Below are 18,965 nucleotides of genomic sequence, written 5' to 3' on the forward strand. Positions count from 1 at the left end.
ACATAAGACACAAGACCAAAGCTCTTATACGCTTTGGTCTTTTTTATCATTCCATTTCGGCAGCTTCATATAATTCAACTTTCGGTTTGCATACTGAACTTGATGATTTATATAAGGTTTGGATAATCTCGGGCGATGATGTATTCTAAACGCGCTGCTCAATCGATGTTTGGGACAGGATTTTAATTAAAATAACTTTTCCTCAAGAAGTCAATTCATTCTCACCAGAAAAGAAGCCGTAATTATACCAAGCTTATTAAGCATCAGCTTTTCTCATTCCTGCACCCGCGAGCAGACAACCAATGCGTCCTTCACACACGTTTGAAACAGCCCCCGCTCGTTGCAGCAGCTGCACGTTCATATCTCGTTCCTCACTAAAAAAGAGTGTATATCAAATGATATACACTCTTTTTTGATTATGCTTTTTCAATTTCGAGAAGCAGATCTCCCGTTTGGATCGGCTCTCCATTTTTCACATGAATCTGTTTGATTGTTCCTGAGAATGGCGCCTGAACCGTTGTTTCCATTTTCATGGCTTCGTTGATCATCAAATGATCACCTTTATCAACTTTGGCACCCGCTTCTGTCAGTACCTTGATAACAGTTCCAGGCATAGAAGCTGCAATATGACTTGGATTTGTACGGTCTGCTTTTAATCTTTCCTGAACGGAAGACTTAATGCTTTCGTCCTTTATGACCACTTCACGCGGCTGGCCGTTCAGTTCGAAATAGATCACACGAGTTGCATCCGGCTGAGGTTCACCGATTGAAATTAGTTTGACGATCAGCGTTTTCCCGCGTTCAATTTCCACTTCTATTTCTTCGCCTAATGTCATGCCATAGAAGAAGGTCGGAGTATCTAATACCGAAATATTTCCATAGCTTTCAGCAGTTTTTACATAATCAGAGAAGACTTTGGGATAAAGTGCGTACGCCAAAGCATCCTGGTCTGAGATCTCCAGGTTATGCTGCTCTTTAAACTCCTGTTTGATCGCTTCAAAGGATACCGGCTCAAGCAGTTCTCCCGGTCTCACTGTGATCGGCTCCTGCCCTTTTAAAATGAGCTTTTGAAGTTTTTCCGGGAATCCGCCATGAGGCTGTCCAATATTTCCTTTGAAAAGCTCAATAACAGAGTCAGGGAAATCTAATGATTCGCCTTTTTCGTAAATGTCCTTTTCAGTCAGGTTATTTTGCACCATGTACAGCGCCATATCCCCGACTACTTTAGAGGAAGGCGTAACCTTCACGATATCACCGAACATATCATTTACTCGTCTGTACATCTCTTTGACTTCGTTCCAGCGATCGCCCAGGCCTACTCCCTTCGCCTGCTGCTGCAGGTTACTGTATTGGCCTCCAGGCATTTCATGCTCATAAATTTCAGTATGCGGAGACTTCATCCCGCTTTCAAATTCACTATAATATTTACGAACTGATTCCCAATACTGGGATAGTAATTCCACGCCTTGCACGTTCATTTCCGGACGGCGGGAGTTGCCTTCCATCGCATGGTAAAATCCGCTCGCGCTAGGCTGCGATGTTAAGCCAGCCATTGAGCTGACCGCCACGTCTACGATATCAACGCCTGCTTCTACTGCTTTTGCATACATATAAATTCCGTTGCCGCTCGTATCATGCGTATGAAGGTGAACCGGAATATTGATCGTTTCTTTCAACGCAGACACCAGCTCATATGCAGCTTGCGGTTTTAACAGACCTGCCATATCTTTAATTCCGAGAATATGGGCCCCTGCAGCCTCAAGCTCCTTCGCCATAGATGTATAGTAAGCGAGATCATATTTTGTACGGGTTTTATCAAGAATATCACCTGTATAACAAATTGCCGCTTCAGCCACTTTACCTGAATCCCGAACGGCATCGATGGCTAACGTCATCCCTTTTACCCAGTTTAAGCTGTCAAAAATACGGAAAACATCAATACCGGATTGAGCGGATTGCTTCACAAATTCTTTAATCACATTATCCGGATAATTCGTATAGCCGACAGCGTTTGAGGAGCGAAGCAGCATCTGGAACAGCGTATTCGGCACTTCCTTGCGGAGATCCTCCAGACGCTTCCATGGATCTTCCTTCAGGAAGCGGTAAGCTACATCGAAGGTCGCGCCTCCCCACATTTCCATGCTGAACAGCTCCGGCCATAACGCAGCCGTCGGATTAGCGATTTTTTTCAAATCATGCGATCTGAATCTAGTCGCAAGTAAAGACTGATGGGCATCCCGGAATGTTGTATCAGTTAATAGAACAGATTTCTGTTCCTTAACCCAATTTGCAAGCCCTTCAGCGCCTTTTTCATCTAGAATCTGTTTTGTTCCTCTTGCAGGCTGCTGATCAACGTCGACTTTTACAGCTAACGGCTTGTCAAACGCCGGTTTTTCTTTTTTGCCGATTCCAGGGAAACCATTCACTGTCACATTCCCAATATAAGTAAGCATTTTTGTTCCGCGGTCTTTCTGCTTAGGGAAATTAAACAACTCAGGCGTTGTATCAATGAAAGACGTATCATATTGTCCTGTCAGAAACTTTTCATGCTTTGCGACATTTTCAAGGAACGGAATGTTTGTTTTAATTCCTCTGATTCTAAACTCCTGAAGGTTTCGAACCATTTTGGCCGCCGCCTGTTCAAACGTTAAAGCCCAAGTTGAAAGCTTAACGAGCAGTGAATCGTAATATGGCGTAATAACGGCGCCTTGGAAGCTGTTTCCTGTATCAAGACGAACACCAAAGCCTCCGCCTGAACGGTAAGCCATGATTTTCCCTGTGTCAGGCATAAAATCATTTTGCGGATCTTCAGTCGTTACCCGTGACTGAATCGCATAGCCGATTGTAAAAATGTCCTTCTGCTCCGGAATGTTGACTTTTTTGCTATGTAGGCTGTGGCCTTGGGCAACAAGTATCTGTGTCTGCACAATATCAACACCGGTAATCATTTCCGTAATTGTATGTTCAACTTGAACACGCGGATTTACTTCTATAAAATAAAACTCGTTGTTCGCGACAAGGAATTCAACCGTACCAGCATTTATATAGTTCACGTTTTTAGCAAGCGCAACCGCAGCTTCACAAATTTGATCTCTCAATTCAGTTGACAGCGAAACGCTCGGCGCTACTTCGATTACCTTTTGGTGGCGTCTTTGAACAGAACAATCCCGTTCAAATAGATGAATCACGTTTCCCTGATTGTCTCCGATAACCTGGACCTCAATATGCTTAGGGTTTTCAATCAGTTTCTCTACATATACTTCATCATTGCCAAAGGCTGCTTTTGCCTCTGATTTCGCACGTTCATATGCTTCTTTGACTTCACTTTCACTTCTGACAATTCTCATGCCGCGGCCGCCGCCGCCAAGCGAAGCTTTAATAATAATCGGATAACCGTGAGTTTGTCCGAATTGTTCGACTGCTTCAAGCGTTTCTGCAGGGCCGTCGCTTCCTGGTATTACAGGAATTCCGGCTTTTTCCGCCTGCTCACGCGCTTTTACCTTATCACCAAACATATCTAAATGTTCAGAAGTCGGACCAATGAACACGATGCCTTCTTCTTCACAGCGCCTTGCGAAATGTATATTTTCAGATAAGAAACCATATCCCGGGTGGATCGCATCCACCTTGTTTCTTTTCGCAATATCAATAATACCTTCAATATCCAGGTAGGCATCAATTGGTTTTTTTCCTTCGCCAACCAGGTACGCTTCATCGGCTTTGTAACGATGATAGGAACCGGAATCTTCTTTTGAATAAACCGCAACTGTACGAACATTCAATTCTGTACAAGCGCGGAATATACGGATTGCAATTTCTCCCCTGTTTGCTACTAACACTTTTTGTATCGATTGCTGTGACAAACTTTTTTCCCCCTTACCCGAATGGAATATAATCTATCATATCGGAATATCCTTCACGTGTACACACTTGTTTTTTACAGATAAACAGTTTTTTCAAGCTGCTTCTTTTTCATTCCCTTTGGCGCCAAGGACTCTCTCTTTTTCTTATTCTCTGAATATTTCACAAACATGCTGATATTGATTAATATCCCCATGCTTCCCAATAATAGAAGTAAAGAAGAGCCTCCGTAGCTGATAAATGGCAGCGTAACACCCGTAATCGGAATTAGCCCGCTGACACCGCCAAGGTTAATAAACGATTGTACGGCAATCATGCTAGAAATGCCGATTGCCAGAAGACTTCCAAACGGGTCCTCGCATTTTCTCGCAATATAGAAACCTTTTAATACGATAAAGCCCAGCAGGAAAACAACAAACAATACCCCAAAAATGCCAAGTTCTTCAGCAATAACGGCCATGATAAAGTCAGTATGGGATTCTGGAAGATACCCGTATTTTTGGATACTTTCACCGAGTCCGAGACCGAATATACCGCCCGACCCAATCGCATAATAAGAATTGATCACTTGCAAACCAGATGAATCCGCATATTTAAAGGGATCTTCCAGACTCTCAAAACGAGCTAAACGCCCTTTAGTTAAAATGTCATCCTTATTTAAATAAATAAGCGGGCTGACCAGGATTAAAACAATTCCGCCCAGCAAAACAAGCCTTGCCAGCGTCTTTCCGCTGAAACCAGAGCACAAAATCATACACGTTGCGATTATGGCGATAATCATCGCTGTACCAAAATCAGGCTGCATGGCAATTAAACCGCAAATAATAACCGTCATCACCACAGGAGGCGCAACTCCCGTTAACAGGTGATCAATATAGCTTTGTTTTTTTGCATATACAGCTGCTAGATATAAAATGACCACCAGCTTGACAAATTCACCCGGCTGGATACTCATTCCGCCGATTTTAAACCAGCTTTGCGCATTTCCGGCAACATGCCCGAATACAAACAGTGAGATAAGCGCAAACACAGAAGCAAGCAGCATTACCTTTTGAAACTTTTGATGAGCCAGTGCTTTGTAAGGAAACACGGCCATAACAATAAAAAGGATTCCTCCTGCAATTAAAGCAAACAGCTGCCGCATGAAAAAATAATTACTGCTCACCCCATACCGAGAAACAGCCGTAATCATACTTGAGCTGTACACCATCACTAAACCGAATCCGCATAGTAAAACAATTGCGAATATCAGTGAGTAATCATAAGATTTTAGCATTTTTTTTAACATAACATCCTCTTCCCTGCTTCCAACTTCCATTACCTATGGTTTTTATGTATTTATATTTTTTATTTTACTACAATTTATCAAACGACACGAAGATTCTCTATACGATTCGGATGAAATGCACAAAAAGAGACCGTCATTAACGGTGAAAAAAGCAAGCGGTTATAAAAAAACCCAAACTGTTAATTAGTTTGAGTTTTATCATTTATTTACCTGTAAACGCGTCGTGCAAAGCAGACAATTCGCGTTCTAATGTGTATAAAAGGTCTTTTCCATCTTTTTCGTCAACCAATCCCAGGCGGACAGCAAAATCGATTTCCCTCGAAAGTCCGAACATTTGAGTATCTAATACCTCTTCATATAGAGGACATTGAGGCATCGTTAAGTTATCCATTTGTACTCGGATCAGCTTCAAAATCTTCTCAGCGTCAACTTTCAGTAGCTCAAAAGCTTTTTGCCGATGGTCGACTATCATCTCTGAAGCCAAAAGTATCCCTCCGTTCCCCAGGCGAGTACCTAATTCTTCTATTTATCATAAAGGGTATCAGCAGAAAATGCAAGAGGATTTAAACAGATGACATAAATTAAAAAATACTCAGCTTGTACGTTTCAGACATTATTTTCAAAAGCTTTACACCTGCAATGCTGTTCCCTTTTTCATCCAAAGCCGGGCCGAAAATGCCGATGCCAAAATCATAGGGTGAAATGCCCATAATCCCTCCTGATACTCCGCTTTTCGCAGGAATTCCGACCTTAATCGCAAATTCACCGCTTGCATTATACATTCCGCAGGTGACCATAAACGTCTTGCAAATTCTCGCGACATCATTCGAAATGACTTGTTCTCCTGTTTCCGGGTGCCTGCCGTTGAGCGCAAACACAGCCCCGATTTTTGCTAAATCAAGACTGTTCATCTCAATCGCACATTGCTTCGTATATAAATCCATTACTGCTTCCACATCATCCTCAAAAATCCCGTACTGCTTCATATAATAACACATCGCCCGATTAATCATAGATGTGCTGTATTCAGACTCAGCTACGTCCCGGCAGTAGGTGATGCCTTGGTTGTTTGTCAATTTTCTGATGAAAGAAAGCAGATAATCGAGTCTCTCTTTAGACGTTTGTCCTTTCAACAAGCTGGTGACAACCAATGCTCCGGCATTTATCATAGGATTTAGCGGTTTGCTCGGATTCACGGTTTCAAGCTTAATGATTGAATTAAACGGATCACCGGTCGGCTCCTGTCCGACATAACTGAAGACTCTGTCCTTGCCGTATTCCATTAACACAAGGGCAAGCGAGAGCACTTTCGATATACTTTGAAGAGTAAATGTTTTTTCTACGTCACCCGCTGACAGACAAGTATTATTTGAATAATAAATCGCTACTGAAAGATCGTGCTGATCAGCTTTTGCTAAAGCGGGAATATAGCTGGCCACCGCTCCCTTGCCTGTCACCTTTTTCGCTTCTTTCACTAACGCTTCCAGCTCGTCATTATGCCGGCATACCATGCGACCACCCTCGCTCCCTGAGCATCTCAATACATATAATTTGTTACACAAAGTGACAATTCATGCGAAAACTTTTATAATTTTGAGAGAAGGGGGTTATACCATGAGCGTTATACAAGTAAAAGGCAATGTTACATATCCGATTACGATTGATCCTAGCGTATGGATTTTTGATGATCGCAAATTTTCCTTTGACCGTAAAGGGGACGGCCAAGAAATCAATTTTCATACGGCTGAGAATGAATCTGGCCTTGACACTGAACGTGTTATTAGAGAAGGACGGATTGCGCCGCCTACATTAAAGACGGAAAAACAATTTGAGAAACAAAAACTGATGAACGGCAGCTTCGCAATGAAATTGGGAAATGTGCTGAAAAATGCCGAGCCGCTCAGCTCTGCATCACAATGTGTATTTATTACAAGTTCCGGTAAAGCCGCTGTTCCTCTTGAAACCGCGCTGAACAGTATTGTCCATTTCAGCCAGGCAGGCAAGCCGATTCAGGAAGGCGGCCCAGTTCATATTTATTTTGAAGATCCAGTTGATCACGAACAGCCAATCACCAATATAAAAGAGATCGACATCATTTAAATCGTCACAGCAAGTCAGCGGCAAGCTGGGCAAGCCCGGATCTCTCACCTTTTAAAAGCTTCACACTGCCGGAGATAGGTTGTCCTTTAAACCGCTCAACAACATATGCCAGACCATTATTCAGACTGTCTAAATATGGGTGATCAATCTGTTCAGGATCGCCCATTAAGACAATTTTACTGCCTTCTCCCACTCTTGTAAGAAGTGTTTTCACTTCATGCCTGGTCAAATTTTGCGCCTCATCAATAATAATAAATTGATCGGGAATGCTTCTCCCTCTGATATAAGTCAGCGCCTCTACTTGGATTGAACCGATCCCTGCCAAAATCGCCTCGAGCTCTCCCGGTTTCTTGGCATTAAACAGAAACTCCAAGTTATCAAAAATCGGCTGCATCCAAGGCTTTAGCTTCTCCTCTTTTTCACCCGGCAAGTATCCGATATCCTTGCCCACAGGTACAATCGGCCTTGCCACGACCAGCTTTTTATATATCCCTAAATCTTCTGTCTGTAATAGCCCTGCTGCCAAAGCAAGCAATGTTTTCCCGGTTCCGGCTTTTCCGATCAGCGTCACCAGCGGAATATCTTCTCGCAGCAAAAGCTCTAACGCCATGGTCTGCTGAACATTCCTCGGTCTGATTCCCCAAACGTGTTCATCATCAAACACAAGCCTTTTTAAGACCTTACCCGTTTTATCCGCAATACCGACAGCTGAGGACGATCCTCCTAATTCATCCTTCATTAACGCGAACTGGTTTGGGTAAAATGCATGCTGCTTTATATCCTGAACTGAAATTTGATTTTTTCCGTAAAAAGAGCTAAATAACTGCTGGTTAATATATAAATCCTTATAACCGCTGTACATTTCATCATTGTCCACAACCCTGTCATTTAAGAAATCTTCAGCAAGAAGGCCGATGGCATCCGCTTTGACTCTGACTAATACATCCTTGCTGACAAGGATCACAGGCCTGCCGTCTTCCTTCGTCTCTTCTTCAAGGCTTAAGTTTTTAGCAACGGCTAATATACGATTATCATTCGTTTTTTCGATAAAGATTTCTTGAAGCTGGTGAAAGGAACGGTGGTTCAATTCAATTCGCAGCGTTCCCCCCGTATCAAGCGGAACCTTCTCATGCAGCCTCCCCTTCAGTCTTAGCGCGTCTATCAGCTTAGATACGTGCCTCGCATTCCTCCCAACTTCGTCCATATATCGTTTCTTGGAATCAACCTCTTCTAAAACGACAGCAGGGATGACAACTTCATTTTCTTCAAAAGAAAAAATAGCGTTAGGATCCTGTAATAACACATTCGTATCTAACACATAAATTTTACTCAAGTCTCAGCCTCCTGATATAAGGGTGGTCAAAGTTCTTCCTGCTTCTCTTACGATGAAAAAGGTGAACGCCTGCTAAAATATATGTTTTTGTGAATAAAGATAGAAGGTTAATTCAACAATAAAATTAATGAATGCATTTCAAGGAGGGAAACCGCAAGTGCGAATTCTTTTCATTATCATACAGCTCACACTCATTTTGTCCGCATGCGCTGTTCAACAGGGAAGACAGGAGCAAAATATTGAAAAAGAATCAACGAGACAGCAGGAAACAAAACCGATTCACGTAAAGGACACATCTCAGGAAACAAAAGACAATGGAACTAGAACTGATATTGCCAAACATCTTGTCGGCGTTGCTGAAAAAGTGCCGGATGTCAAGGATGCGACAGCTATTGTGCTTGGAGGATATGCTGTAGTAGGAATTGACGTCGACGATAATCTGGATAGAAGCAAAGTCGAAACCATCAAATACTCTGTGGCACAGGCTTTAAAAAATGATCGGCACGGCGCCAATGCAGTAGTGGTTGCTGATCCTGATACCGTCAGCCGTCTCAATGAAATGGGAAGAGAGATCAGTGAAGGCCGTCCTGTTACGGGGATTTTAGATGAACTGGCCGCGATTGTCGGCCGGGTGCTTCCGGAAGTGCCTAACGATGTGATTGACGATGAAGATGAACCGCAAACCAAGCAGCAAAACGATCAATTAAACAGAAAGCAAGAGAAGGAAATGGAAACGGAACAAAACGATCAATCTGATCATCATATGAAAAAGAACAATAATGATTAAGCTACAGCCCTTGCGGCTTTAGCTTTTTCTTATTTTGGACAGCATCTGATCCATGATATAATGCATATTAGAGTGAAAGAGGTGATATGATGAGGGTCCAATGTTCCATTTGCGATAAAATTGAAACAATTGATGATGAAACCCTGATCGCGAAACGGCTGAGAAACCGTCCGATCCATACATATATGTGCCAGGAATGCCATGACCGAATTGCCAAAAAAACAGAAGAACGGCTGAAAACCGGAAAGTTCACATTTCACCCGGGACAGCAGAAGAAAGAAAAAGTTAAAAAATAAAGCGGCAGCTATTCATACAGAATAAAAAAAGACTCAGCGAGATGCTGAGTCTTTTTCATGATTTTGCCGACTGTTCCTTTTTCGACTGATACAGCCGAATTTTGTAAATGATTAAAATCAATGCAGCGACGACCAATCCCTCTGCCACAGGCAAAAATACACCGAGAAAAGTCAAAACAGTGCAGCCTAAAGCCAGAAATAAGTACACCACTGCTGATTTTAATACCGGAAGCCGTTTTGCAAATCCAAGCTTAAACACAATAACAGCTAAAACAAAAATGGTGCCATACAGCAGCCACATGCCTGCTGCTGGCTGCCGGTCCACTTGATATAGAGCGGCGAAGAACGACAGGCGTTCGCTTACGTCATTCAAAAAGATTCCCTCCCCTGCAGCGTACGGGTTCTATCTTTTCAAATTCTGCAAGGGATTAAGACAATCCTGCTGTTTTTTTCTTTTTAGCCGCTTTTTCACGTTCGTTTTTATTAAGGATTTTCTTTCTTAAACGGATGGATTCAGGCGTTACTTCGCAGTATTCATCTTCGTTTAAGTACTCTAAAGATTCTTCAAGAGACATGATGCGCGCTTTTTTAATTGTTGTTGTTTGATCTTTTGTTGCAGAGCGGACGTTTGTCTGCTGTTTCATTTTGCTGACATTGACAACAAGGTCGTTGTCACGGTTATGCTCTCCGACAATCATTCCTTCATAAACTTCAGTACCAGGTTCAACAAAGATCACACCGCGGTCTTCAATCCCTTGAATTCCGTAAGATGTCGCTTTTCCGTTTTCCATTGACACAAGCACACCTTGACGGCGTCCGCCGACTTGGCCCGCCTGCATCGGCTGGTAACTGTCAAACGTATGGTTCAGGATACCGAAGCCGCGTGTTAATGACAGGAACTCTGTTGAGTAACCGATCAATCCGCGGGAAGGCACTGTAAAGATTAAACGGACTTGGCCGTTACCGTTGTTAATCATATCGATCATTTCACCTTTACGCGCTCCCATTGATTCCATTACAGAGCCTGTATGCTCTTCCGGAACATCAATTTGCACGCGCTCGACAGGCTCACAGCGTACACCGTCAATTTCTTTGATGATGACTTCAGGTTTTGACACTTGAAGCTCATAGCCTTCACGGCGCATGTTTTCAATTAAAATAGACAGGTGAAGCTCACCGCGGCCGGAAACCACCCAAGCATCTGGAGAAGCTGTAGGCTCGACACGCAAGCTGACATCAGTCTGCAGCTGTGACTGAAGGCGCTCTTCAATTTTACGGGCTGTTACATATTTCCCTTCACGGCCGGCAAACGGGCTGTTATTCACGACAAATGTCATTTGAAGTGTCGGTTCATCAATGCGAAGCACCGGAAGCGGTTCTTGATGCTCAACAGGACAGACTGTTTCACCGACGTTGATATCTTCCATACCGGAAACCGCAACGAGGTCTCCCGCTTTTGCTTCTTCAATTTCCACCCGTTTTAAGCCTTGGAAACCAAAGATTTTTGTCACACGGAATGATTTAGCTGTACCGTCAAGCTTCATAAGAGAAACCTGCTGACCGACTTTCATCGTACCGCGGAAAACACGTCCGATTCCGATACGGCCTACATAGTCGTTATAATCAAGAAGTGCAACTTGGAATTGAAGCGGCTCATCTGCATTCTCAACAGGTGCCGGAACATGCTTAATAATCGTTTCATATAAAGCTTCCATGTTTTCATCTTGCTGCTTAGGGTCAAGGCTCGCTGTTCCATTAATCGCGGAAGCATATACCACCGGGAATTCGAGCTGTTCTTCATTTGCGTCAAGCTCGATGAACAGGTCAAGAACCTCATCGATAACTTCTTCAGGACGTGCGAAATCACGGTCGATTTTGTTCACAACAACAACCGGGTTCAAGTTTTGCTCAAGAGCTTTCTTCAGAACGAAGCGAGTTTGAGGCATGCAGCCTTCATATGCGTCAACGACAAGCAGTACGCCGTCAACCATTTTCATAATCCGTTCTACCTCTCCCCCAAAGTCTGCGTGTCCAGGGGTATCCAAAATATTGATGCGTGTATCTTTATAGTTAATCGCAGTATTTTTCGCCAAAATTGTAATGCCGCGTTCGCGTTCAAGATCGTTTGAGTCCATTGCGCGTTCAGCAACTTGTTCGTTGGCACGGAATGTACCAGCCTGGTGTAAAAGCTGATCGACTAGAGTCGTTTTCCCATGGTCAACGTGGGCAATAATCGCGATGTTGCGAAGATCATTTCGAAGTTTCACTTTTTCATCTCCTAAAAAAATTAGATAACTTTCATATTATACCACACATCCTCTTTAAAAGCGTCACGTTTTTCTGTAAACTTATTATAAGACGTAAAAGGGGATGGAAATATGAAAAAAATGAATTGGCTTTTATTATTATTTGCATTTGCAGCGGTTTTCAGCATAATGCTGATCGGCGTCTTTATCGCCGAAAAAAGCGCGTGGGGCATTATCGCCAGCATTGTGCTCGTTTGCGCCGTTATGGGAAGCGGATTTACGTTAAAAAAGAAAATGCGTGAGCAAGGATTACTCGATTAAAAGCTTATCCTTGCTAAAGACATTGTAATCAAAAACACCGCAAATGAATGCGGTGTTTTTTCGTTGCGTAAGGCTTATCTCCCCTGTTTCCTAGGCGGGAAGAAGCAAAACAACATCCATTCATGGACAATCGTTCTAAATATGACACTTTTAACCAAACAAAAGTGGTTCGACATTGATATACACAAACTACCATAAAGCCTATTTTCCTCACACCAGCCTCTCCCTATAATGGGATTTGTACCACAATTCACAAAAGGGAGAGACGAAACATGAAGAAACCATTTGTAAAAAAAGCCATACTTACAACTGCCGCACTGACCTCAGCCACCCTGCTTACTTTCGGACCCGATGCCGCAAGCGCAAAAACAGTTAGTCACAGCACACCTGCTTTGCAGGAGACAATCACAAATGAAGACCTGAATACATTTTTCGATTTATTAAATCAATGTATATATGAAAAAGGCGGGGTTTATTATTTTGACAGTGAAAAAGCTGTCGAGTTAGGAATGACACAAGAAGAGGCTCAAATCATTGCAAAATTGTGGGAATCGACATCTGAATTCTTCGATATTGTTTCACAATGTGTGTATGTTGAAGACGGCAGCTACAAATTTGATACAGAAAAAGCTGTTGAGCTCGGCTTCACAGAAAAAGAAGCACTCGCGCTTGACCAATTTTTCGCCGCTGTTTCCCTTAAAATTCATATTCTGCAGGCATCCATTGTTTCAGAAGATGGAGCGTACAGCTTTGATAAAGATGCAGCTTTAGAAGCTGGTGCGACACCGGAGCAGGCTGATTTTTATGAAAAGCTCTTCGGTGCACTGTCTCAAGAACAGCTTGCAGCCATCTACCAAATGCTTCATCCGCAAGCTTAATGTAAGAAAAGCGCTTGTCCGTAAATCCGGCAAGCGCTTTTCCTTTATATCAGCAGTTTGATGATCAGCATCACAGCAAACACAGCTCCAAACCAGAAGGCTGCTTTAATAATCAGCAAACCATAGTATCTTTGTTTAAAACGGATTTCTTCTTCAGGCAGAAAAGCATCTTGAGGGGGCTGTTCATCTTTAAACTCAAAAGGCTCAGACATCTGTTCAAACATTTCTCTGCAGCTGCGGCAGGTGTTCATATGCTTTTCAATGAAGTTTTCCGTTTCTTTTTTGCAATCACCTTCAATATACAGAGGGAGAAGGTCTCTTACTAGAAAGCAGATCATATCCGCTCCTCCTCTCTTCTTTTCGTCATGTTTTTCTTGAGCTCTAATCTAGCCCGGTGAAGAGTGGTTTTCACTTTCGAAAGGCTCCAGCCTAAGATTTCGGCGATTTCCTCATAAGAAAGCTCTTGAAATTCTCTTAAAATCAAAACGGATTGGTGCTGATCCTTTAGCTGCAGGAGCTCTTGCAGTATATCTGTTCAAAATGCAATACATAATGACTGAATAAATCAAACACGAACAACAATCCTTTACTTCTTATTAAGGCCTCATCCGGTTAGACAAGCCGCTTGTTATAAAGTTTCAATAAAAACCAAAAATTTCTCATCTCCCCCCTTCGATATAAAGACGACATAACTCTTGCAATTTATCCATCACATGACACTTGACTCATCTTGATATTATTCAACAAAAATAAACACAGGACAATTCTATCAATTTTGTCTAGTTATGTTAGTTTTTGTTGAGAATACCAGATTGCTCGTTTAATATAACAATATAAAGATTTTTCAGTATTTTCAAAAAGGGGGATTTATTGTGGGTTTAGGTAAGAAATTGTCCGTCGTTGTCGCTGCTTCGTTTATGAGTTTATCAATCGGCCTTCCGGGTGTTCAGGCTGCTGAGAATGACCAGCTTAAGGAGAATCAAACAAACTTTCTCCCTAAAAGCGCCATTGCACAAACAGAGCTCTCTGCTCCAAATGACAAAGCTGTCAAACAGTTTTTGAAAAAGAACAGCAAAGTGTTTAAAGGCGATCCCGCCAAAAGACTGAAACTTGTGGAAAGCACAACTGACGCTCTTGGGTACAAGCACTTTCGATATGTGCCTGTCATTAACGGAGTGCCTATTAAAGATTCGCAAGTGATCGTTCACGTCGATAAATCTGACAATGTCTATGCGATCAATGGAGAATTGCACAATCAGTCTGCTTCAAAAACAGAAAACAGCCAAAAGGTATCCTCTGACAAAGCACTGGCACTCGCTTTTAAAGCCATTGGCAAATCACCTGACGCCGTTTCTAACGGAAGCGCAAAAAACAGCGATAAAGCAGAGTTAAAAGCGGTAGAAACAGAGGACGGCGGCTATCGTCTGGCTTACGATGTCACGATTCGCTATATCGAACCTGAACCTGCTAACTGGGAAGTTTTAGTGGATGCCGAATCAGGCACCATTTTAAAACAGCAAAATAAAGTAGAACATGCAGCCGCAACAGGATCAGGGACAACACTAAAAGGCGCAACAGTTCCTCTGAATATTTCTTATGAAAGCGGCAAATATGTTTTAAGAGATCTGTCAAAACCAACCGGCACTCAAATTATCACGTATGATTTACAAAACAGACAAAGCCGCCTTCCGGGAACACTTGTCTCAAGCACAACAAATAAATTCACAACTTCATCACAGCGCGCAGCTGTAGATGCCCACTATAACCTGGGTAAAGTGTACGATTATTTTTACTCTACGTTTAAACGAAACAGCTATGACAACAAAGGCAGTAAAATCGTTTCTTCTGTTCACTACGGCAGCCGTTATAATAACGCCGCTTGGACAGGGGATCAAATGATTTACGGTGATGGAGACGGCTCCTTCTTCTCCCCGCTTTCCGGCTCATTGGATGTGACGGCGCATGAAATGACACACGGTGTCACTCAAGAAACAGCCAACCTTGTCTATGAAAACCAGCCTGGGGCATTAAACGAGTCGTTCTCTGATGTATTCGGTTATTTCACTGATACAGAAGACTGGGATATCGGTGAAGACATTACGGTCAGCCAGCCGGCTCTCCGCAGTTTGTCCAATCCGACAAAATATGACCAGCCTGACAATTACGCCAACTATCAAAACCTTCCGAATACAGATGAAGGCGATTACGGCGGTGTACACATAAACAGCGGAATTCCAAACAAAGCCGCTTATAATACCATTACAAGCCTAGGCATATCTAAATCACAGCAGATTTATTACCGTGCGTTAACAACGTACCTTACCCCTTATTCCACTTTCAAAGATGCGAAGGCCGCCCTCATTCAGTCTGCCCGTGACCTTTATGGCTCAACTGATGCCGCAAAAGTTGAAGCAGCCTGGAAAGCCGTCGGTTTGTAATTTCTAAATGAAAAGCCTGAGATATCTCAGGCTTTTTCTTGATTTTCAAGTTTGTTTAAAAATCAGCAGCTGTTTCATGATAGCCGTACATATGACCACCTTGCCTCTGAACAAATCGCAGACAGTGTAAATACAAACTCGGTCATTATCCGCCAAATCAGCCGATTGTTAAAAAAATCGGGCTTCATCGATGTCAAAAGAGATTGTTGAAGAAGGTGAGCTTTTCCACACTCATGAAAACTCTCATCCCGACTGCTGGACCCGAACAAATAAACTTCAGGTTCTAGAGCTAGGCCCAAGCCGCTTATGTTCATCGCGAGGCGACTCCGCTTCTCATTATGTGCGGTGATCAGGATGACGTTGTTCTGTATAAGCATAGCGCTGATTTATACAGGGCACTTACAAAAGCAGGTCATGATGAGTTATGTATAAAGTAAAAGGTGCCGGACATATCGGTTTACCCAAGACCATACACTTCGTATTGTAAAAACATTCTTTCATTCCCATTTAAACAGCCAAAAATTGAATAGAAGAATCTTACTCTTCCAACCTCAAATACATTGACAAAATTTTTTATTTATGCTATAATTTACTATTAGTATATTTGTGTGTATAATAAGGTTCTCCTGGCCAGGGGAATCTTATTTTTGTTTATCAGGAGGACATGGTATGAGGGAAAATGAGTCCAGTTTAACAGCTTTAATATCAGCATTTAGCCGAGCCTATCACAGTCAATATGATACACCTAAAATTTTTGACGATTATATCGCCAAACACCTTATTTCTGAAAAAGAGTTTTCCGACATTAGTCAAAATATGATACAATGCATACAGTTTTTCAATAAAGATATTGCCCGAAAGTTTCAAGATGACCCAGAAGAGATACTAAAGTGGATTACACAAGTCCAGCTTTCCCCTACGCCCTTAGCTCGAGCAGCATATTGTGAGAAAGTATTTCGCAACGAAGTGGTGCTGGGAGCAAAACAGTATGTCATTCTTGGCGCCGGGTTAGATACATTCTGCTTCCGGCATCCAGAGCTGGAAGACAGCTTAGACATATTTGAAATTGATTACCCGGCTACACAGCAATTGAAAAAGAAAAGACTGGATGATGCAAGGCTTACTATTCCAGCGAATCTTCATTTGGTTCCTATGGACTTTACCAAAACGTTTTCATATCAGCCTCTCTTAAATGAAGGCTTTGATAACCAAAAAACGTTCTTCAGCCTTTTAGGCGTTTCTTATTATTTGACGAAAGAAGAGAATAAAAGCCTGCTTAACCAATTATTTGCCCATGTCCCCTCCGGAAGCTCTATCGTTTTTGATTACGCAGACGAAACGCTCTTTGAAACAAAAGGAAAGTCTAATAGAGTTGAACATATGGTGAAAATGGCTTCAGCAAGCGGTGAACCGATGAAATCGTGTTTTACTTATCTTGAAATCGAAAAAGCATTAGATTCAGCTGGTTTACTCATCTATGAACATGTAACACCAGCCGAAATCAATGACCTTTTCTTCAAGAAACGAACGGATTATTTGTCAGCGTTTGAAACCATTCATTATATACATGCCGTAAAAAAATAACCCCCCTGGTTCTTCACCAGGCTCGCCTCTCAATCGACGGTGAAGGATTGGGAGGTTTTTTGCGCATGAAAATAAGCTGCCGTCATATATACGGCAGCTTAAACTAAAGGCTTTACCATGATTATGTACGGCTTATCTGCCTCATCTTTCTCCGTCTTGAGCTGTTCAAAGCCGCATTGGCTCAAAAACAGTATCCATTCATTCCGGTCAATCGGAACCGCTGTAAATAGTGCTCTATGTTTGTCTTGAAGCGATTGGCCGATCTGTTCAATGATCTTCCTAGCATGTCCCTTTCTTTCTTCAACAGGATCAACCAGCACTGTTCCCAGCCATGGCTTTCCGTTGGAAGGAGCCCATTCGAGATGATAGCTGACGGCAACAGGCAAACCGTCTTTTTCCCAAACAAGCCATGATCCGTTATACATCGAATAGGAGATCATATAGCTTTCTGCATCTTTTTCCCCAAACTCTTCCTTTTTCCAAACAGGATGAGCCTCCGCAATTTCCTCTAACCAACTGAGGTCATCCTGTTCAAATGGTCTATTTTTCAGCATGAAGATACTCTTCAAATATTGTTTTATGTATAGATGGGTTTCCGGCCAGCACACAGTGATTTTCTAAAAAAGTGAACGGTTCCCCTTCAGTCGTTGTATAAATGCCCCCTACTTCGTTTAACAGCACACAGCCGGCTGCGTAATCCCAAGGAGCAAGCCGCATCGTAATGTAAGCGTCAATTCTTCCCGCAGCGACGTTTGCCAGTTCTAGAGCGGCAGAGCCATAAGAGCGTGTTCCTCTCACCCTTTTCACAAGCGGTGCCAGCACACCCGGGTCAATTCTTCTGTTTTCCGTCACCCATGTCGCATTAATGGCTAGAATCGCTTCTTCAATAACGGTTTCCTTTAAAGGAGACAGCTTCGTTTCATTCATATAAGCACCTTTACCGCTAAACGCGTGATACAGTTCATCATGCACCACATCGTAAATTAAACCGATTTTGCCAATTCCATTTTCAAAAATACCGATTGAGATTGCAAAATTTCTTTGCTGGTGCACAAAATTCATCGTGCCGTCAATCGGATCGATAATCCAGACGACACCTTCCAACGAGTGAAGTTCGTCTCCTTGTCCTTCTTCTCCGAGTATGCGATGCCCCGGAAAGGTTTCTTGGATGCGGTCAATAAAAAACTTTTCCGTTTCCTTGTCAATATTGGTGACTAAATCATTCGGATTTGATTTTGTTTCAATTGTCAGACTTTCGTGCATCGACTGTTTAATTCTTGCGCCTGCTTCTTTTATCCATTTCTTTGCAGTCTCATCAATTTCCGTCCAATTTGTCATTCATGCGTACCTCTTTTCTATGTAGACCTTTATTTTATAGGATACTGATAACGGCGGTGAAAAAGCAAGGAAAATGAAAAATATGCCTTCTCACGTAAAAACGAACCATTCACGCGGTTCGTTTTTACTATAGCTTTTTACCCGTTGAGGCGAATCCATTCTTTTCTGAGACGTTCAAGTTTGTTTTTGCTTAGCTCAATTTGTTCGTCATTTTCCTTTTGCATTGCCTCATAAAGGGTTGCCAATTCATAATCAACCTCTAGTCTCCAGACAGCTACACGGTTGTTTTTCTCTTCCCTAAATCCCTCTTTCACAACTTGCCTCATTGTCTTTCGCCCCTTCCAGAGATCATTTGTTTTAAAAAAGCATCCCATTTTGCCATTCAACAATGATACTTCTTATATCCTATGATTCTTCTATTTACCTGTAACATGATTCTGAAAATTGTGTGTTTACCTATTCGTTTATTACCACATTCCCCCTCTCTTCAAACGC

At 42.4% G+C, this 18,965-nt stretch carries 19 protein-coding genes and 1 pseudogene; 8 read left to right on the plus strand and 12 right to left on the minus strand.

Going from position 1 to position 18,965, the window contains the following annotated elements; genetic code table 11:
- Positions 1-416 precede the first annotated feature (416 nt).
- The 4 genes from pyc to glsA form a co-directional block, all read right to left on the minus strand.
- Entirely contained in the window at positions 417-3,863 is a 3,447-nt protein-coding gene (gene pyc / locus KXD37_RS14070; RefSeq protein WP_105954174.1) for a pyruvate carboxylase, read from the minus strand.
- A 74-nt stretch (positions 3,864-3,937) separates the two neighbouring features.
- Positions 3,938-5,149 (minus strand): FtsW/RodA/SpoVE family cell cycle protein, encoded by a 1,212-nt coding sequence (locus KXD37_RS14075; RefSeq protein ID WP_106020361.1) that lies wholly within the window; start codon positions 5,147-5,149, stop codon positions 3,938-3,940.
- A 202-nt stretch (positions 5,150-5,351) separates the two neighbouring features.
- Complete coding sequence (locus KXD37_RS14080) at positions 5,352-5,633, minus strand: YlaN family protein (RefSeq protein ID WP_003221339.1); 282 nt, start codon at positions 5,631-5,633, stop codon at positions 5,352-5,354.
- A 97-nt stretch (positions 5,634-5,730) separates the two neighbouring features.
- Positions 5,731-6,660: a glutaminase A gene (glsA, locus tag KXD37_RS14085; protein WP_106020362.1), complete on the minus strand. Its 930-nt coding sequence runs from the start codon at positions 6,658-6,660 to the stop codon at positions 5,731-5,733.
- Between the two features lie 103 nt (positions 6,661-6,763).
- On the opposite strand from glsA, the gene KXD37_RS14090 reads away from it, so the two are divergent.
- Entirely contained in the window at positions 6,764-7,249 is a 486-nt protein-coding gene (locus tag KXD37_RS14090; protein WP_103671640.1) for a hypothetical protein, read from the plus strand.
- A 4-nt stretch (positions 7,250-7,253) separates the two neighbouring features.
- On the opposite strand, the gene KXD37_RS14095 is transcribed toward KXD37_RS14090, so the two are convergent.
- Complete coding sequence (locus KXD37_RS14095) at positions 7,254-8,582, minus strand: PhoH family protein (protein ID WP_255004423.1); 1,329 nt, start codon at positions 8,580-8,582, stop codon at positions 7,254-7,256.
- A 157-nt stretch (positions 8,583-8,739) separates the two neighbouring features.
- On the opposite strand from KXD37_RS14095, the gene KXD37_RS14100 reads away from it, so the two are divergent.
- Together KXD37_RS14100 and KXD37_RS14105 are read left to right on the plus strand one after the other, a co-directional pair.
- Positions 8,740-9,369, plus strand: a complete 630-nt coding sequence (locus KXD37_RS14100; protein WP_101865171.1) for a YhcN/YlaJ family sporulation lipoprotein — start codon at positions 8,740-8,742, stop codon at positions 9,367-9,369.
- Between the two features lie 86 nt (positions 9,370-9,455).
- Positions 9,456-9,665 carry a YlaI family protein gene (locus KXD37_RS14105; RefSeq protein ID WP_081638297.1) on the plus strand — a complete coding sequence of 70 codons (210 nt, stop codon included), beginning with the start codon at positions 9,456-9,458 and terminating at the stop codon, positions 9,663-9,665.
- Positions 9,666-9,720: 55 nt separating this feature from the next.
- Here the strand turns inward: KXD37_RS14105 and KXD37_RS14110 are convergent, their stop codons facing one another.
- On the minus strand, positions 9,721-10,038 hold the full coding sequence (locus tag KXD37_RS14110; RefSeq protein WP_024121276.1) for a YlaH-like family protein: 318 nt from the start codon (positions 10,036-10,038) through the stop codon (positions 9,721-9,723).
- Between the two features lie 55 nt (positions 10,039-10,093).
- Positions 10,094-11,932, minus strand: a complete 1,839-nt coding sequence (gene typA, locus KXD37_RS14115; RefSeq protein ID WP_010334118.1) for a translational GTPase TypA — start codon at positions 11,930-11,932, stop codon at positions 10,094-10,096.
- Positions 11,933-12,043: 111 nt separating this feature from the next.
- On the opposite strand from typA, the gene KXD37_RS14120 reads away from it, so the two are divergent.
- The gene (locus KXD37_RS14120) at positions 12,044-12,232 is read left to right on the plus strand and encodes a YlaF family protein (protein WP_010334117.1); all 189 of its coding nucleotides are present in this window, start codon (positions 12,044-12,046) and stop codon (positions 12,230-12,232) included.
- A gap of 272 nt (positions 12,233-12,504) precedes the next feature.
- Complete coding sequence (locus tag KXD37_RS14125) at positions 12,505-13,110, plus strand: hypothetical protein (RefSeq protein ID WP_106020363.1); 606 nt, start codon at positions 12,505-12,507, stop codon at positions 13,108-13,110.
- A 44-nt stretch (positions 13,111-13,154) separates the two neighbouring features.
- Here the strand turns inward: KXD37_RS14125 and KXD37_RS14130 are convergent, their stop codons facing one another.
- Entirely contained in the window at positions 13,155-13,448 is a 294-nt protein-coding gene (locus KXD37_RS14130; RefSeq protein ID WP_095714831.1) for a zf-HC2 domain-containing protein, read from the minus strand.
- A pseudogene (locus tag KXD37_RS14135) lies at positions 13,445-13,633 on the minus strand (sigma factor-like helix-turn-helix DNA-binding protein); the annotation flags it as partial. The pseudogene KXD37_RS14135 and the gene KXD37_RS14130, both read right to left, overlap by 4 nt.
- Positions 13,634-13,982: 349 nt before the next feature.
- Between KXD37_RS14135 and KXD37_RS14140 the strand changes: the two are divergent.
- The 3 genes from KXD37_RS14140 to KXD37_RS14150 all read left to right on the plus strand — a co-directional run bounded on the left by KXD37_RS14140 (position 13,983) and on the right by KXD37_RS14150 (position 17,132).
- A complete protein-coding gene (locus KXD37_RS14140; protein ID WP_095714832.1) occupies positions 13,983-15,548 on the plus strand; it encodes a M4 family metallopeptidase in 1,566 nt (521 codons plus the stop codon).
- 338 nt (positions 15,549-15,886) lie between these two features.
- On the plus strand, positions 15,887-15,985 hold the full coding sequence (locus tag KXD37_RS14145) for a hypothetical protein (protein WP_232350979.1): 99 nt from the start codon (positions 15,887-15,889) through the stop codon (positions 15,983-15,985).
- A gap of 232 nt (positions 15,986-16,217) precedes the next feature.
- Complete coding sequence (locus KXD37_RS14150; RefSeq protein WP_254518219.1) at positions 16,218-17,132, plus strand: class I SAM-dependent methyltransferase; 915 nt, start codon at positions 16,218-16,220, stop codon at positions 17,130-17,132.
- A gap of 98 nt (positions 17,133-17,230) precedes the next feature.
- Here KXD37_RS14150 and KXD37_RS14155 read toward each other — a convergent pair whose 3' ends face one another.
- The 3 genes from KXD37_RS14155 to KXD37_RS14165 all read right to left on the minus strand — a co-directional run bounded on the left by KXD37_RS14155 (position 17,231) and on the right by KXD37_RS14165 (position 18,796).
- Positions 17,231-17,686, minus strand: coding sequence for a GNAT family N-acetyltransferase (locus KXD37_RS14155; RefSeq protein WP_151174996.1), 456 nt, complete (start codon positions 17,684-17,686; stop codon positions 17,231-17,233).
- Positions 17,673-18,470: an inositol-1-monophosphatase gene (gene suhB, locus KXD37_RS14160; protein WP_024121268.1), complete on the minus strand. Its 798-nt coding sequence runs from the start codon at positions 18,468-18,470 to the stop codon at positions 17,673-17,675. The genes KXD37_RS14155 and suhB overlap by 14 nt, the downstream gene beginning before the upstream one ends.
- A 137-nt stretch (positions 18,471-18,607) precedes the next feature.
- Positions 18,608-18,796, minus strand: coding sequence for a hypothetical protein (locus tag KXD37_RS14165; RefSeq protein ID WP_010334110.1), 189 nt, complete (start codon positions 18,794-18,796; stop codon positions 18,608-18,610).
- Positions 18,797-18,965 lie beyond the last annotated feature (169 nt).

It is taken from the genome of Bacillus sp. XT-2 (genome assembly GCF_025696525.1).
Lineage (GTDB): Bacteria > Bacillota > Bacilli > Bacillales > Bacillaceae > Bacillus > Bacillus halotolerans.

Coding starts and splice junctions, on each gene's coding strand:
- KXD37_RS14075 (WP_106020361.1), bottom strand. CDS start 5,149: ATGTTAAAAAAAATGCTAAAATCTTATGATTACTCACTGATATTCGCA.
- glsA (WP_106020362.1), bottom strand. CDS start 6,660: ATGGTATGCCGGCATAATGACGAGCTGGAAGCGTTAGTGAAAGAAGCG.
- KXD37_RS14090 (WP_103671640.1), top strand. CDS start 6,764: ATGAGCGTTATACAAGTAAAAGGCAATGTTACATATCCGATTACGATT.
- KXD37_RS14105 (WP_081638297.1), top strand. CDS start 9,456: ATGATGAGGGTCCAATGTTCCATTTGCGATAAAATTGAAACAATTGAT.
- KXD37_RS14120 (WP_010334117.1), top strand. CDS start 12,044: ATGAAAAAAATGAATTGGCTTTTATTATTATTTGCATTTGCAGCGGTT.
- KXD37_RS14125 (WP_106020363.1), top strand. CDS start 12,505: ATGAAGAAACCATTTGTAAAAAAAGCCATACTTACAACTGCCGCACTG.
- KXD37_RS14130 (WP_095714831.1), bottom strand. CDS start 13,448: ATGATCTGCTTTCTAGTAAGAGACCTTCTCCCTCTGTATATTGAAGGT.
- KXD37_RS14145 (WP_232350979.1), top strand. CDS start 15,887: ATGTGCGGTGATCAGGATGACGTTGTTCTGTATAAGCATAGCGCTGAT.
- KXD37_RS14150 (WP_254518219.1), top strand. CDS start 16,218: ATGAGGGAAAATGAGTCCAGTTTAACAGCTTTAATATCAGCATTTAGC.
- KXD37_RS14155 (WP_151174996.1), bottom strand. CDS start 17,686: ATGCTGAAAAATAGACCATTTGAACAGGATGACCTCAGTTGGTTAGAG.
- suhB (WP_024121268.1), bottom strand. CDS start 18,470: ATGACAAATTGGACGGAAATTGATGAGACTGCAAAGAAATGGATAAAA.
- KXD37_RS14165 (WP_010334110.1), bottom strand. CDS start 18,796: ATGAGGCAAGTTGTGAAAGAGGGATTTAGGGAAGAGAAAAACAACCGT.